Raw genomic sequence first — 12,739 nt, forward strand, 5'->3', positions numbered from 1 at the left:
CTGTGGGGGTTTAGTTCTCGTCGGTGAATCCGAATTCGGGTAGTACGGTGCGGCCTGCTTCGAGGACTGTTTGCACTTTGTCGGGGTGCACGACGTTGTCGACTGCGGCGCGCATGAGTAGGGCGAGTTTGGGGATTTGGGTTTCGTGGGCGACTTCGGCCTCGATCGCTTCGAGTGCGACGGCGGCGCGTGCGCCGTTTCCGTTCGCGTAGGCGACGGTGGCGAGGATGGATAGCACGGCGAATCGTGCGTATCCGGCGGTGTGGCGGGCGGCGGCGGTGAGGATCGCGTCGGCGCCGGTGGGCTGGGAGAAGTAGAGAGCGACGTCGCGGGCGCGGGGGTTGTCGGCGAGGGTGACGGCGAGGGCGATGGCCTCGGTGGGGGTGAGTGCGCGGTGGTCAGTGACGGCGGCGCGGTAGGTGTCGAGGTTTTCGGTGTCGGTGGCTTGGGGGGACTCGGCGCGGGTGTGGCGGGCGTCGAATTGGCGGGCGAGCAATTCAGCGGTGTCGTCTGCGGGGGTGAGTTCGTCGGCGAGAGCGTCGCGGCTCTCTGCAATGGGTGCGCTTCCGGCGACGATGCGGGCGGTGGCTACTGCGCTCGTGTGGGGGTCGGCGAGGTGGGCGGCGGTGCCGCTGGGGAAGTCGAAGAAGAATTCTCCGGCGGTGTACTCGCTGAGGACGGTCGCGATGGGGACCTCGAGACCGAGTGCGTGGGCGCGCTTGGTGGCGGCGAGGAGTGTGTCCTCGGCGGTGTCGCCGTTGGGGTGGGCGCTGATCAGTGCGACGCTCACGGCGTCGGCCTGGGCTGTTTGCTTGAGCGTGTCGACGGCGCGGATGGCGGCGGCGGTGTCGTGGTCGACGCGGGCGATGGCGCCGACTCGTCCGGTGAGGGTCAGTGTGGCGATGACCAGTGAGTTGTTGGGGATCATGCCGAGCATGGCGGGCACGCTGGCGATGAACTGGGCGAGGTTGACGGTGGTGGGGTTGTTCTCTGCGTTGTTCATGCCTCAAGTTTACATCTGTTTTGGTGCTTTTTCGATGTTAAATAGGTGCTTTTTTGGTGTTTTTTGGTGATGGTGGTCACAGCGTTTTAGGGCTTTGACCTGGGATTTTGTGGTGTCGGGGGTGGTGTGGGGTTGAGGTGGGAGCGGGTTCCTCGGTCGGTCGGCGTGGCCTGGTGGACCGGGCGCGGTGGCCGCCGGGCAAGGGCGGGTTTTCCCTTGCGTGGTGGTCGGCGGGTCCGGTAGGGCCGTGTGCGGCGTCCGGGCGAGGGGCACGCGGGAACCGGGGACCTTGGGAGTGAGGTCGGGGGTCCGGGGGCGGAGCCCCTGGGATCAGTGGACCGCCGCTGTCGGCAGACGGGCCGGGGCACGCTACCGGCCAAGGGCGAGGGGGCACCGTCCGCCGGCCGCGGGAGCATACGTTTGCCGGCCCCGAGGCCAGGGAGGCCCACATCCGAATGTGCAGCAGACCCCGGACCGGGGTCTGCGTTGATGCCGCCCTCGACCGGAAGGGGGTCCGGGGGGCGGATCGCCCCCGGTTATTTCCTTGCCGACATGACTCGGTGTCCAGCTTCTGAAATGCTCGCGCTGAGGATGGGTGGAGAACCTGCGGTCCATGCTTCGGCGCATGTTGATCTATGTGGTGCAGTACGTGGTCGGGTTTCTCGGGGCTTGGGAGGGCGGTCAAGACAACGGTTCGGATCCTCAGTGCCCCGGCGAGAGAAGATCCGACGGTCGACGGAGATCGGTGACATCGGCTCGCGAGCCGGACTCCCCCGCACCGCAGCCGGTGCCGCGCCTGCTGGCCGCGGATGTGAACGCGTCAGGTGCGGGCGAGGACGGCTTCTTCTCGCGCACGGCGGCAGGGCCGCGTACATCGCCGACCTCGAGAGCCCGCTGACCTCGCAGAGCTGCGCGGCGCTGTACTGACCGGATTCGTAGTCGTCGAGCAGTCGCTTGTGTTGCAGAGCCGAGAGTTTCGGCTGCTTACCTTTGAGTCGGCCGGCCTTCTTGACCTCGGCCATTCCTTCCTTCTCGCCCTTGGGTGAAGGCATCGGGCGTACCCGATGAGGATTTCGGCCCCAGACGACGAGAAGGTTTCGGAGGAGCGTAGCGCCTGCAATCGGGAGGTTATCTGCAGTGCTCCATCCACACCTCTTGCGACGCCGTCTCACAGTCGATCGGGCCGTAGATCACGTCCGGTGCAGCAGGTCCCCCGTACCTCAGCTCGAACCGGTCCTCGGTGGTGTAGTCCGAGGGTTCCAGGATGACCGTGCCGCTGTCCCCCTGGCGGGGCAGGACGATCGAGGCCGTGTAGATCGAGTTGGTCTCCCATGTGTAGAAGTCGGCTCCCTTCTCGTCGCTGTCGATGCAGTAGCCGGCATCCTCATCCATTCCGGCCTCGTCGATCACGATGCCGTCGTCACCGCGCACCTTCCACAGGAACGAGCCGAAGATACTGGTGTAGTCGTCCGGCACGGTGTCGCCGGAGCGGACCGTGTAGTCGACCCTCAGGAACTGTTTGTCGGGCCCACCGTCGTACACGATCCCGGTGCACTGGGATCCGGGCATGGGGGTGAGTGCGTCGAAGGTGACACCGATCTCGATGCCGTTGCCCAGCGTCAGGGTGTTCGCCTGGCCGATTACGACGTCGGTGGCGCGGGGTGGGAGCGGCGCGGTGGTCAAGGTAGTGGTCCCGACTGGCGGTGGGAACGGCTCCACCTGAGGTTCAGTGCTGTCGGTACCACAGGCGACGAGGGCGACGAGGGTTGCGGGTGCGAGGATGAGGGCGAGCTTCGTCATTGCATTGCCTTTTTGACGGCCTTGCTTGCCTTACAGACAGTTTTACGGTAGTCCCGGTCCCACTCCAGCGGGAAGACCCGCTGGAGTGGTACCCGGAGCCGGACCTGATCACCGAGCTGACTGATCTCGACCCTTGCCCGCTAGATGATCACTCTGGGGGCCGAAAATTGAGACGTTCCGAAGCGAAGGTTGTCGACACAGCTAGAGGGGGTGGTTACCGTCTCGGCTGCATCCCTCGCCACCTCCCGGCCGCCGGCCACTCCCGCGCAGTTCCATAGACCCGAGGCGTGCACTCAACCATCGGTTTCAGTGACGCAGCGTGTCTCCCATCGACTCGGAATGCGTGCCGAGTCTGGTTGGGCTCGATCTCAGGATGTCGGAAGCAGCTCTTAGGATTCGATTCATGGTCGACATGCCGGAGACGTTGCATCACTACACCACGGCCACGGGCCTGATGGGGATCTTTGCGCCCCGTAGATTCGAGGGATGGGAGATTCCGGAGACCCGTTCGTTGACGTTGTGGGCCACTGACGCCCGCTACCTCAACGATGCAAAGGAGTTGACCTTCGCCGCCGAAATTCTTGCGACGGCGATGTCTGAGTTGGTCGATCACGCCGAAGCAGCCCACGCAACGCGCATTCATGAACTGGCGAATCGTGTCCGCAAGGGAGACTTCGTCGATCCGAATGTCGATAACTCACCCCATACGGCCTACGTAACCAGTTTCTGCGAGGAGCCAGATCTTCTCAGTCAGTGGCGCGGGTACGGCGGCAACGGGTACTCCATCGAGTTTCCCGCGGAGATCCTCAAGTCGTTTAAGGTTCCGACAATGGGTGTTGGCTTTCTTGATGGCTCACAACTCTTCAAAGTTCGGTACAAGATCGACCACAGCTTCATCGAAACAGCAGCCAAGGAGATCGTCAATCCGGCTCATCCCAATCGGGGGTGTAGGAGTTGGGGTCTGAAGCCGCCGGTCTCGAGCAGGCTTCGGGCGATGTAGTTGGTCAGGTTGCGGAACCCGAGTGCGGAGCCGCGCAGGTGTTCGAGCCGTCCGTTGAGCGCCTCGGTCGGCCCGTTGCTGGTGCCGGGTCGTTCGAAGTAGGCGAGCACGTCAGCGGCTCGCTTCTTCAGGGTCCGGCTCAGGGTGGTGAGCTCGGTGAGCACCTTGGGGACGCCGGCGCTGAGGTCGGTGATCAGCTTCTTCATGAGCTCGCGGCCACGTTGCCGGTCCTCGTGGCGATAGGCGGCGATCATGCGCTGGTAGACACCCCAGGTCGCCTCGACCTCGACGTGAGCGTCATCAACGAACAGCGCGCGTAGCCTGTCGCTCTGCTTGTCGGTGAGCAGGTCCGCGCCGGTGTGCAGCGTGCGCCGCGACTTGTAGAGCGGGTCGTCCCTGAACCCACGGTGCCCGTGGATCGCGAGTTGGACCCGGCGCCGGCACCTGTCGAGGGCGTCACCGGCCAGGCGCACGACGTGGAAGGGATCCATCACCGTGACCGCGTCCGGGATCTCCTCTGCAGCGGCGGTCTTGAACCCGGTGAAGCCGTCCATCGCGACCACCTCGACCGCGTCACGGAAGGCGTCGTCGCGGTCGGCGAGCCAGGTCTTGAACGCCGCCTTCGACCGGCCCTCGACCATGTCCAGCAGCCTTGCTGGGCCGGCGCCATCGCGGACCGGGGTGAGGTCGATGATCACGGTGACGTACTTGTCGCCACGCCTGGTGTGGCGCCAGACGTGCTCATCGACGCCAATGACCTTCACGCCCTCGAACCGCGTGGGGTCGTTGATCAGCAGCCGCTTGCCTTCGGCCAGGACCGCGTTGTTGGCGGTGTCCCACGCGACCCCGAGTCCCTCGGCGACACGGGCGACGGTGAGGTGTGCGACCACGATCCCTTCCAGCGCCCACCGCAGCCCGGTGCGCGAGAGCTTCGCGCGTGGCTCCGCAGCGGCGCTGGTGTCTTGGCGCCACACGTGTCCGCAGTCGGCACAGCGGTAGCGGCGCACTACAACTTCCAGCACGGTCGGTCGCCAGCCCAGCGGCTCGTGGGCCAACCGCCGGATCACGGTGTCACGAGCAGCGCCTTCGCTGCCGCACCGTCGGCACCACTGATCTGGTTCCACCACGCGGCACGCTAGGACCGCACGATCCGGTTCAAGTCGTTGTCCGGTCACGCTCAGACCGAGGCCGTCGAGTCGAGCGAAGGCGGTCAGGTCAGGGCGGCCGAAGCCGGCCGGCGGGGTTGTGTCGGTCACGTCGAGGTCTTTCGGATGGATGGCGTAGGAACCTCCGTCGTCGGGAGACCTCGACGTCTATCTGCGGACCGACGCGCCCGGCCGACCTACACCGGCATCTGAGAAGACCCCTGAAACGTCTTCGACGAAGACGGGACCGGCGAGGAGGAGGGCGCGGTGAGCTAAAGGAATGGAGCTTGCTCGGCTTCGACGCCGCCGCAAGCTCCGGTGAAACGGTCGGTACTGGTCGGTCGTCGTCGGTCACCACCGGATGGCGGCGTCCCCCACGCTCGGCGTTTGCGCAGGTCAGCGGCTCGTTCGCCCAGTGGGCGCATCAGGCGATAGACGCAAAGCCGACGTGATTAGGTCGTCGGTTCGATTCCGACAGGCGGCTCCGGCGAACAGCCCCTGACCTGCGGAAACGCAGGGCAGGGGCGGTTCGGTTCTGGTGGTCGCGCGATGCGCTGGCCTCACGGCTCTGCCCGACACCGACGTCGCTCTCCTCTGCGACGGACCCCTCGCCGGCTGAGCGCTCGCGGCCGGCATCCTGTCCGTGTGCCGATAGGCCTCGCACCGCTCGGCAACGCAGCGTGGCGTTGCGTCGCGACCTGGCGACGGCTCGGCGGGGCGCGATCGTCTCGTGCGTTGGCGGACTACGGGAGCTTGGACGCGAGGACGTCGGCCGCCAGGATCTCGGGTGCTGCGCCGAGGAGGTGCTGGTTGGCCATCAGGGCTGCGACGATGGCGCCGTTGGCGTGGGCGTCGCGAGCGGCCTCGTCGGGGAATGCATCGAAGATCCAGAAGGTGTCGGCGTGGGTCCTGACCGCGAACCAGACAATCGTTCCTACTTCTTCGTTGGCGAGCGCGACAGCGCCGGCGAGCAGATCGGCGAGCGCGTCGTGCTGTCCATCGGCCGCGACGATCTTGGCGACGAAGGCATACGGAAGTGATGCGGGTGTGGACATGAGGGACTCTCCTTGAAATCGGGGTTCTTCGTGGGACGAGTTCAGCGTATGACGAGCGAGGGCCGGTGGGGAGTGGCGTATACGGCAGTATTGCTATTGTTTACGTCATGCGTATCGGACTGATCGCGATCGACGGCTGCTTCGGTTCGGCTATCGCGTCGATCATCGACATCGTGCGGGTGGCCGACGGAGCCCGCAGCGATATCGACCCGCGGATCGACCCGATCGAACTCGCCATCCTCGGACCGAAACGGCGAGTGACCACGACGGCATCGATGACCCTGTCGGTGGACCACCCGCTGTCGGAGTCCGCAGAGTTCGACGTGGTCGTCGTCCCTGCGCTTGGAACCCTCACGGCCGCCGCTACCCACGACGCCCTCCACAGCCGAGATGCTCGTTCGGTCATCGCCTCGCTCGGGCGCCTCGACGAGGCGACCACCCGGATCGCCGCGGCGTGCACCGGCGTGTTCGCCGTCGCCGAGACCGGACGGATGCATCATCGGCGGGCGACGACCAGCTGGTTCCTGGGGCCGGAGTTCCTGAAGCGCTATCCGACCGTCGCCCTCGATCTCGACACCATGGTCGTGGTCGACGGGAACCTCGTCACCGCCGGCGCCGCGTTCGCCCACATCGACCTCGCGCTCTCACTCGTGCGATCGATCAGCCCCGACCTGGCCCAACATGTCGCCAAGCTCCTCATCATCGACGAGCGCCCGTCGCAGGCGGCCTTCGTCGCCTACGAACATCTCCGGCACGAGGACCCGATCGTCGTCGAGTTCGAACGCTTCGTGCGCGCCCGCCTGGACGAACCGTTCAACGTCGCCTTCGTCGCGCAGTCGCTCGGCACCAGCCGGCGCACCCTCGAACGACGAGTCCGTGCGGCGCTCAACCTCACTCCGCTCGGCTTCGTCCAACGGCTTCGCATCGAACGAGCTCGGCACCTCTCAGCAACCACGGACCTCACCTCCGCCGAGATCGCGCTACGGGTCGGCTACGCGAACGCCGAGACTCTGCGCTCCCTCCTGCGCAGGGAGCGACGCCGTTCCTGACCTATCGCCATGCCTGTAGCCAGTGTCCTAGCGCTCGGTTGGAACCACCTGGGGTTCCGGTAGTAATCGCGCGGAAAACAACACATATGGCTGGACCAGCGGCGATGGTGTTGTGATCGGTTCGGGCTGCGGGCGGGTGCGGTAGGTGCTTGGCTTGGCTGCCGATGAGGTTGGTCGGTGTGCTGGAGGTCGGGTTTCATGGCGACGCAGGTATTCGCGGCTGAGGAGTTGGCGCGTCTGCGGGAGTTTCCAGAAGTCAGCCGCGAGGAGCTGTTCCGGTTCTTCACGCTGACGTCGGCCGATATCGCGTTCGTCGCGCCGGGGCGGGGGCGTGGTCCGGAGGATCAGCTCGGTCTGGCGGTGGCGTTGTGCACGCTGCCGTGGCTGGGGTTCGTGCCGGACAAGGTCGCCGCCGCGCCGCCGGTGGTGGTGGCACGGTTGGCGGATCAGCTGAAAGTCGATGCGTCGCAGATCCGTTCGTACGGCCGCCGGGCGCAGACCCGCACCGCGCATCTGCACCTGGTGGCCCAGTATCTGAGCTGGCAGAGCGCGGGTGCGATGGAGTTGAAAGAACTCGACGAGTTCCTGTTGGCGCGGGCGATGGAGCACGATTCCCCGACCCTGCTGTTTCGGTTGGGGTGTGAGTATCTGATCTCGGCGCGGGTGATCCGGCCCAGCCCCGACACCGTGGTCCGCCGCGTCGTGCACGCGCGTGAGCAGGCCCAACGAGAGACCTACGACCGGTTGGCGCATGAGCTGACGCCGCAACGCTGCGCGGAGTTGGACGGCTTGCTGGTCACCGATGTCTCGATCCGGATGTCTCGGTTGCGGTGGCTGTCGACGCCTCCGGTGGAGGCGTCGACAGCCGCTGTGCGCAACGAGGTCGAGAAGCTGGAGTTCGTGCGCGGTTTGGGCGCGGACACTCTTGATCTGTCGGTGTTGCCGACTGAGCGTCGCCGGTTCCTGGCCATGCTGGGCCGCCGTCTGACCGGGCAGGCGTTGGAGCGTCGCGATCCGCAGCGCCGGTATCCGATCTTGTTGACGGTGCTGGCGCAGTCGGCCGCTGATGTGCTCGATGAGGTGGTGGCGTTGTTCGATCAGGCGCTGTCGGGGAAGTTCAGTGCCGCGGAGAACCGGATGCGCGAGCAACTGGCCGACCGGGCGAAGACCGGGGAGGACCGGCAAGCGCTGCTGGATGACCTCCTATCCATCCTCATCGACCCGCAGATCCCTGATGAGGATGTGGGCGGGTTGATCCGGGGCGGAAGCATCGGGTTGGAGCGGTTGCGTGCGGCGATTGCGCAGGCCCAGCCGCGGTTGCCGCGTGATCACGGGCATCTGGCCGCTCTCGATAGTTCGTATTCGTATCTGAGGAAGTTCACTCCGGCGGTGTTGTCGGCGGTCCGGTTCTCCGGTGGTACGGCGGGCGACGGAGTTGCTGATCGCGGTGGACATGCTGCGCGAACTCAACGCGACCGGTCGCCGCAAGGTGTTCGACGACGCACCGGCGGGGTTCGTGCCGACCAAGTGGCGCGGTTATCTCGAGGAGGCCCGCAAGACCGGCAATACCGTTGCCTATCGTCACTTTTGGGAGCTGTGCGTGCTGCTCGGGTTGCGGGACGGGCTGCGTACCGGGGACGTGTTCGTGCCCGGATCACGCCGCTACGCCGACCCGGCCGCCTACCTGCTCACCCCGACCCAATGGGAGCCGCAGCGAGCCGAATTCTGCCGCCTGGTCGACAAACCCGCCGACCCGGCCGCCGCGTTGGCCGCGCTCACCGACGAGTGGTTGACGGCGGTCGGTGAGCTGGAGCAGATGCTCGCCGCCGGTGACGGGCCGGTGCGCTTGGACGAGACCGGTGATCTGGTGATCTCCCCGCTGAGCGCCGAGGACATTCCGACCGAGGCCATCGAGTTGAAGGCCGAGCTGACCGAGATGCTGCCGTTCGCGCCGATCGTGTCGGTGCTGATCGAGATGGACAAGCGCACCGGCTACCTGGATTGTTTCACCCACGCGGGCGGCAAGCAGACGCGGAGCCCGGAGTTGAAACGCAATCTGATCGCGGTGCTGCTGGCGTACTCGACGAACCTCGGTCTCACCAATATGGCTGCGGCGTCGGGGATCTCCTACGACATTCTGTCCTGGACCGCGGAGTGGTATGTGCGGGAGGAGACGCTGCGCGCGGCGAACCTGGCGATCATCGGCTACCACCAGAGACTGCCACTGACCACGGTGTTCGGCACCGGCACACTCTCGTCATCGGACGGGCAGAGGTTCCCGACGCGCGGCAAATCGGTCACCGCCCGTGCGGTGAATCACTTCTTCGCCGAGGAGGGCCTGTCGACCTATACCCACGTCACCGATCAGCACACCACCTACGGCACCAAGGTCATCGTTACCACCCGCCGCGAAGCCCACTACGTCCTGGACGAAATCCTCGGCAACGCAACGGATCTGCCAGTCACCGAGCATGCGACCGATACTCACGGGGTCACCCTGGTGAACTTCGCGCTGTTCGATCTGCTGGGGATGCAGCTGTCCCCGCGTATCCGGGATCTGGGCAAGATCACCCTGTACCGGCCGGTGCCGCGCGCCGAGGCCGACACCCTGTTCCCGCACGCCGGCGCTCTGCTGACACGGAAGTTGAACCTGGACCTGATCGCCGAGCATTACGACGACCTGCTGCGGCTGGCCGGATCGCTGAAGTTCGGGCACGCCACCGCCTCGCTGCTGGTCGGCAAGCTCTCGGCGTCGGGAAGACAGAACGCCCTCGCCGCAGCATTGAAAGAGTACGGGGCGATGCGCCGCACCATCTATGCCTGCCGGTATCTGACCGACCCTGACTACCGGCGCAAGATCTCGCGCCAGCTCAACAAGGGCGAATCCATCCACGCCCTCAAACGTGGCCTCCTCTATGCCCACGAAGGAGCCTTCCGCGCCCGTCACTTGGAAGCCCAGACCGAGCAGGCATGGTGTCTGACCCTGGTCACCAACGCCCTCATCACCTGGACCACCGAGTATTACGGGCTGGCGGTCGAGCAGATGCGCCGGGCTGGGCGGCGCATCGACGAGGAGGTCTTGGCCCACATCTCGCCCGCGCACAGCGCCAACATCAACTTCTTCGGCGCGATCGAGGTCGACATCGACGCCGAGTTGGCTCAGCTCGGACCCACCGGCTACCGGCCGTTGCGGGTCCGCGACACCCTGTTCTGAATCCGACCCGACCGCGCGCCGGGGTGCGCAGACGAGGCGATCGGGCAGCGTGGCAGGGCTTTTGCCGACTACCCGCGGTGGGCGGTGAGGAAGTCGTCGACCAGGCGCGCGCAGTCGTCGTGATCGATGCTGTGCAGCCCGGTCAGGCGGGCGAAGACGATCGGGCCCAGCAGCTGGATGATGGCGAAGGTCGTGTCGAGGTCACCGAGGACGGCGCGGGCCTCAGGGCTGGTGAGGATGTGGTCGAACGGTTCGCGGTAGCGGCGGATGACCTGGGCGCGCAGGGAGGTCACCGCGGCCCAGTCAGGGGGTGTGTCGGCGGGATCGGGGGCGATGGATCCCATGGCCAGCCAGGACAGGGTGGTCAGCTGGAGGGGGGCATTGTCGATCAGGTCGGCTTGGGCGGTGAGCAACGCGATCAACCGCTCGCGCACGGGCCCGTCGGCCGGTGGGGTGTCCACGCGTGGGAGTAGGCGTTCGAAGGTGGCCGCGAGCAGGCGGGTGCTGCTGCCGAAGTGCCGGTAGAGGGTGGTGCGCGCGACTTTCGAGGTGCGGGTGACCGCGTCGATGGTGACCGCGTCGATACCGCCGGTGGCCAGCAGATGGGTGGCCGCATCGAGCAACCGGGCCCGCGAGCGCGCCAGCCGCGGATCAGCCTGATCGAGACCCTCGCCCTCCTCACCGGTGCCGGAGTGGGGCGCGGCGGGTCCGGTGTCGGCTTGGTCGCGGGCGGTCATGGTCGGGAAGACCTCCAAGGAAACGGGCGGCGGTGAATGTGTCCGATTTCGACTCTATCGTAACCACTCTCGCCTATGATACTGATGGTAGCGAAGCGATACCGATGGTTTCGTCGTATGGGAGGTGCCGGTGAACGCACCGGAAACGACCGGCGGGCACAGTGTGCTGGCGCGGGCCGAGTGGTGGATGCTGACGGTGTCGTGCCTGGCCGTGGCCCTGGTCGTCGCGGCGATGGCGGCACTGTACTCGGCGTTGCCGCTGATCGCGGTCGCGACCGGCGCGACCCAATCGCAGCTGACCTGGATCGTCGACGGCTACACCCTGATCCTGGCGTGCCTGGTCCTGCCCGCCGGCGCGGTGGGTGACCGCTACGGGCGCCGCGTCGTGCTGATCGCGGGCCTGGCGGTGTTCTCCGTGGCCTCGGCGCTGCCGCTGCTCATGTCGGGGCCGGTGTGGCTGATCGCGGCCCGCGCGGCGGCGGGCGCGGGCGCGGCACTGGTGATGCCCTCGACCCTGTCGATCCTGACCGCGGGGCTGCCCGAAGCGCATCGCGGGCGCGCGGTCGGGGTGTGGGCTGGGGTCGCCGGGTCCGGTGCGGTGCTCGGGATCCTCGGCTCGGGACTGCTGCTGGCGCGGTGGTCGTGGGAATCGGTGTTCGTGGGACTGACCGTGGCCGGGGTGGTGCTGGCCGCGCTGGCGTGCACCATCGCCGAATCCCGCGAGCGGGAACACCCGCCGGTGGACTGGGCGGGCGCGGTCGCGGTGGCGGTCGCGATCGCGGCGATCGTGTTCGCCTGCGTCGAGATCCCCGCGCGCGGCTGGCTCGACCCGCTCGTGACCCCCACCCTCGCGCTCGGTGTCGCCGCGGCGGTGGTGTTCGTGATCATGGAGTTGCGGGTCGCCGCGCCGCTGCTGGATGTGCGGTTGTTCGCCCGGCGGGGGTTCGGGGCCGGGTCACTGTCGGTGACCATCCAGTTCCTGGTCACCTTCGGGGTGTTCCTGCTGCTGGTGCAATACCTGCAATTGATCCTCGGGTACGGGCCGCTCGGTTCGGCGCTGGGCCTGGTGCCGATGGCGGTGCCGCTGGTGGCGATCTCGGTGATCGCGCCGTGGCTGTCGAGCCGGGTCGGGCTGCGGGCGATGACCGTCACCGGGCTGCTCGCCATCGCGACCGGACTCTTCCTGGTGAGCCGGTTGACCCTGGCCGCCGACTACCCAGACCTGTTGTGGCCGTTGCTGATCCTGAGCGCCGGGCTGGGATTGTGCACCGCCCCGGCCACCTACGCCATCGTCGCCGACACCCCCGTGGCCAAACACGGTGTCGCCGCCGCCGTCAACGACGCCGCCCGCGAGATCGGCGCGGCCATCGGAATCGCCGTATCCGGCAGCGTGCTCGCCGCCGGATACACCCACCACATCCAACCCGCCCTGCCCCAGCTGCCCGAACCCGCTCGCGGCCCGGTCGCCGACTCCCTCGCCGCCGCCCTGCAGGTCGCCGACCGCGCCGGACCCGCCGCCCAGCCACTGGCCGAATTCGCCAAGACCGCGTTCGTACACGGCAGCACCCAGGCCGCGCTCGCGCTGGCGGCCATCACCGCGGCCGGAGCACTCGCGCTGGCCATCCTCGCCCCCGGACGCACACCCCGGCCCACCCCCACCACGACCACGACCACGGTGCGCGAACCGGCATCCACACTGCAGGACCCCCACAGCTGATACTCACCGTGAAAGGGAG

At 67.0% G+C, this 12,739-nt stretch carries 9 protein-coding genes and 1 pseudogene; 5 read left to right on the plus strand and 5 right to left on the minus strand.

Annotated features, from left to right (window positions below):
* Positions 1-10: 10 nt before the first annotated feature.
* On the minus strand, positions 11-1,003 hold the full coding sequence (locus ACSYG9_RS28030) for a DUF4192 domain-containing protein (RefSeq protein ID WP_440127848.1): 993 nt from the start codon (positions 1,001-1,003) through the stop codon (positions 11-13).
* Positions 1,004-2,131: 1,128 nt separating this feature from the next.
* Positions 2,132-2,803, minus strand: coding sequence for a hypothetical protein (locus ACSYG9_RS28035; protein ID WP_440127847.1), 672 nt, complete (start codon positions 2,801-2,803; stop codon positions 2,132-2,134).
* 403 nt (positions 2,804-3,206) lie between these two features.
* On the opposite strand from ACSYG9_RS28035, the gene ACSYG9_RS28040 reads away from it, so the two are divergent.
* Positions 3,207-3,803 (plus strand): hypothetical protein, encoded by a 597-nt coding sequence (locus ACSYG9_RS28040; protein ID WP_454843076.1) that lies wholly within the window; start codon positions 3,207-3,209, stop codon positions 3,801-3,803.
* On the opposite strand, the gene ACSYG9_RS28045 is transcribed toward ACSYG9_RS28040, so the two are convergent.
* A complete protein-coding gene (locus ACSYG9_RS28045) occupies positions 3,734-5,059 on the minus strand; it encodes an ISL3-like element ISPfr2 family transposase (protein WP_454843077.1) in 1,326 nt (441 codons plus the stop codon). The two genes, ACSYG9_RS28040 and ACSYG9_RS28045, sit on opposite strands and share 70 nt — an antisense overlap.
* 176 nt (positions 5,060-5,235) lie before the next feature.
* On the opposite strand from ACSYG9_RS28045, the gene ACSYG9_RS28050 reads away from it, so the two are divergent.
* Positions 5,236-5,400, plus strand: coding sequence for a hypothetical protein (locus tag ACSYG9_RS28050; RefSeq protein WP_156888995.1), 165 nt, complete (start codon positions 5,236-5,238; stop codon positions 5,398-5,400).
* A 291-nt stretch (positions 5,401-5,691) separates the two neighbouring features.
* Here the strand turns inward: ACSYG9_RS28050 and ACSYG9_RS28055 are convergent, their stop codons facing one another.
* Positions 5,692-6,003, minus strand: a complete 312-nt coding sequence (locus ACSYG9_RS28055; protein WP_003941073.1) for a putative quinol monooxygenase — start codon at positions 6,001-6,003, stop codon at positions 5,692-5,694.
* A 107-nt stretch (positions 6,004-6,110) separates the two neighbouring features.
* Between ACSYG9_RS28055 and ACSYG9_RS28060 the strand changes: the two genes are divergently transcribed.
* Together ACSYG9_RS28060 and ACSYG9_RS28065 are read left to right on the plus strand one after the other, a co-directional pair.
* Positions 6,111-7,052, plus strand: coding sequence for a GlxA family transcriptional regulator (locus tag ACSYG9_RS28060; RefSeq protein WP_454843078.1), 942 nt, complete (start codon positions 6,111-6,113; stop codon positions 7,050-7,052).
* A 198-nt stretch (positions 7,053-7,250) separates the two neighbouring features.
* Positions 7,251-10,266 (plus strand): annotated as a pseudogene (locus tag ACSYG9_RS28065) (Tn3 family transposase).
* 68 nt (positions 10,267-10,334) lie between these two features.
* Here ACSYG9_RS28065 and ACSYG9_RS28070 read toward each other — a convergent pair.
* Complete coding sequence (locus tag ACSYG9_RS28070; RefSeq protein WP_454843079.1) at positions 10,335-11,003, minus strand: TetR/AcrR family transcriptional regulator; 669 nt, start codon at positions 11,001-11,003, stop codon at positions 10,335-10,337.
* A 187-nt stretch (positions 11,004-11,190) separates the two neighbouring features.
* Here ACSYG9_RS28070 and ACSYG9_RS28075 point away from each other — a divergent pair, with 187 nt between their 5' ends.
* Positions 11,191-12,720 carry an MFS transporter gene (locus ACSYG9_RS28075; protein WP_454843084.1) on the plus strand — a complete coding sequence of 510 codons (1,530 nt, stop codon included), beginning with the start codon at positions 11,191-11,193 and terminating at the stop codon, positions 12,718-12,720.
* Positions 12,721-12,739: the final 19 nt, after the last annotated feature.

It is taken from the genome of Rhodococcus sp. SJ-2, assembly GCF_053750035.1.

Excerpts from the sequence above, each read along its gene's own strand:
- ACSYG9_RS28070 (WP_454843079.1), bottom strand. The coding sequence starts at position 11,003 with ATGACCGCCCGCGACCAAGCCGACACCGGACCCGCCGCGCCCCACTCC.
- ACSYG9_RS28035 (WP_440127847.1), bottom strand. The coding sequence starts at position 2,803 with ATGACGAAGCTCGCCCTCATCCTCGCACCCGCAACCCTCGTCGCCCTC.
- ACSYG9_RS28040 (WP_454843076.1), top strand. The coding sequence starts at position 3,207 with ATGGTCGACATGCCGGAGACGTTGCATCACTACACCACGGCCACGGGC.
- ACSYG9_RS28055 (WP_003941073.1), bottom strand. The coding sequence starts at position 6,003 with ATGTCCACACCCGCATCACTTCCGTATGCCTTCGTCGCCAAGATCGTC.
- ACSYG9_RS28060 (WP_454843078.1), top strand. The coding sequence starts at position 6,111 with ATGCGTATCGGACTGATCGCGATCGACGGCTGCTTCGGTTCGGCTATC.
- ACSYG9_RS28075 (WP_454843084.1), top strand. The coding sequence starts at position 11,191 with ATGCTGACGGTGTCGTGCCTGGCCGTGGCCCTGGTCGTCGCGGCGATG.
- ACSYG9_RS28030 (WP_440127848.1), bottom strand. The coding sequence starts at position 1,003 with ATGAACAACGCAGAGAACAACCCCACCACCGTCAACCTCGCCCAGTTC.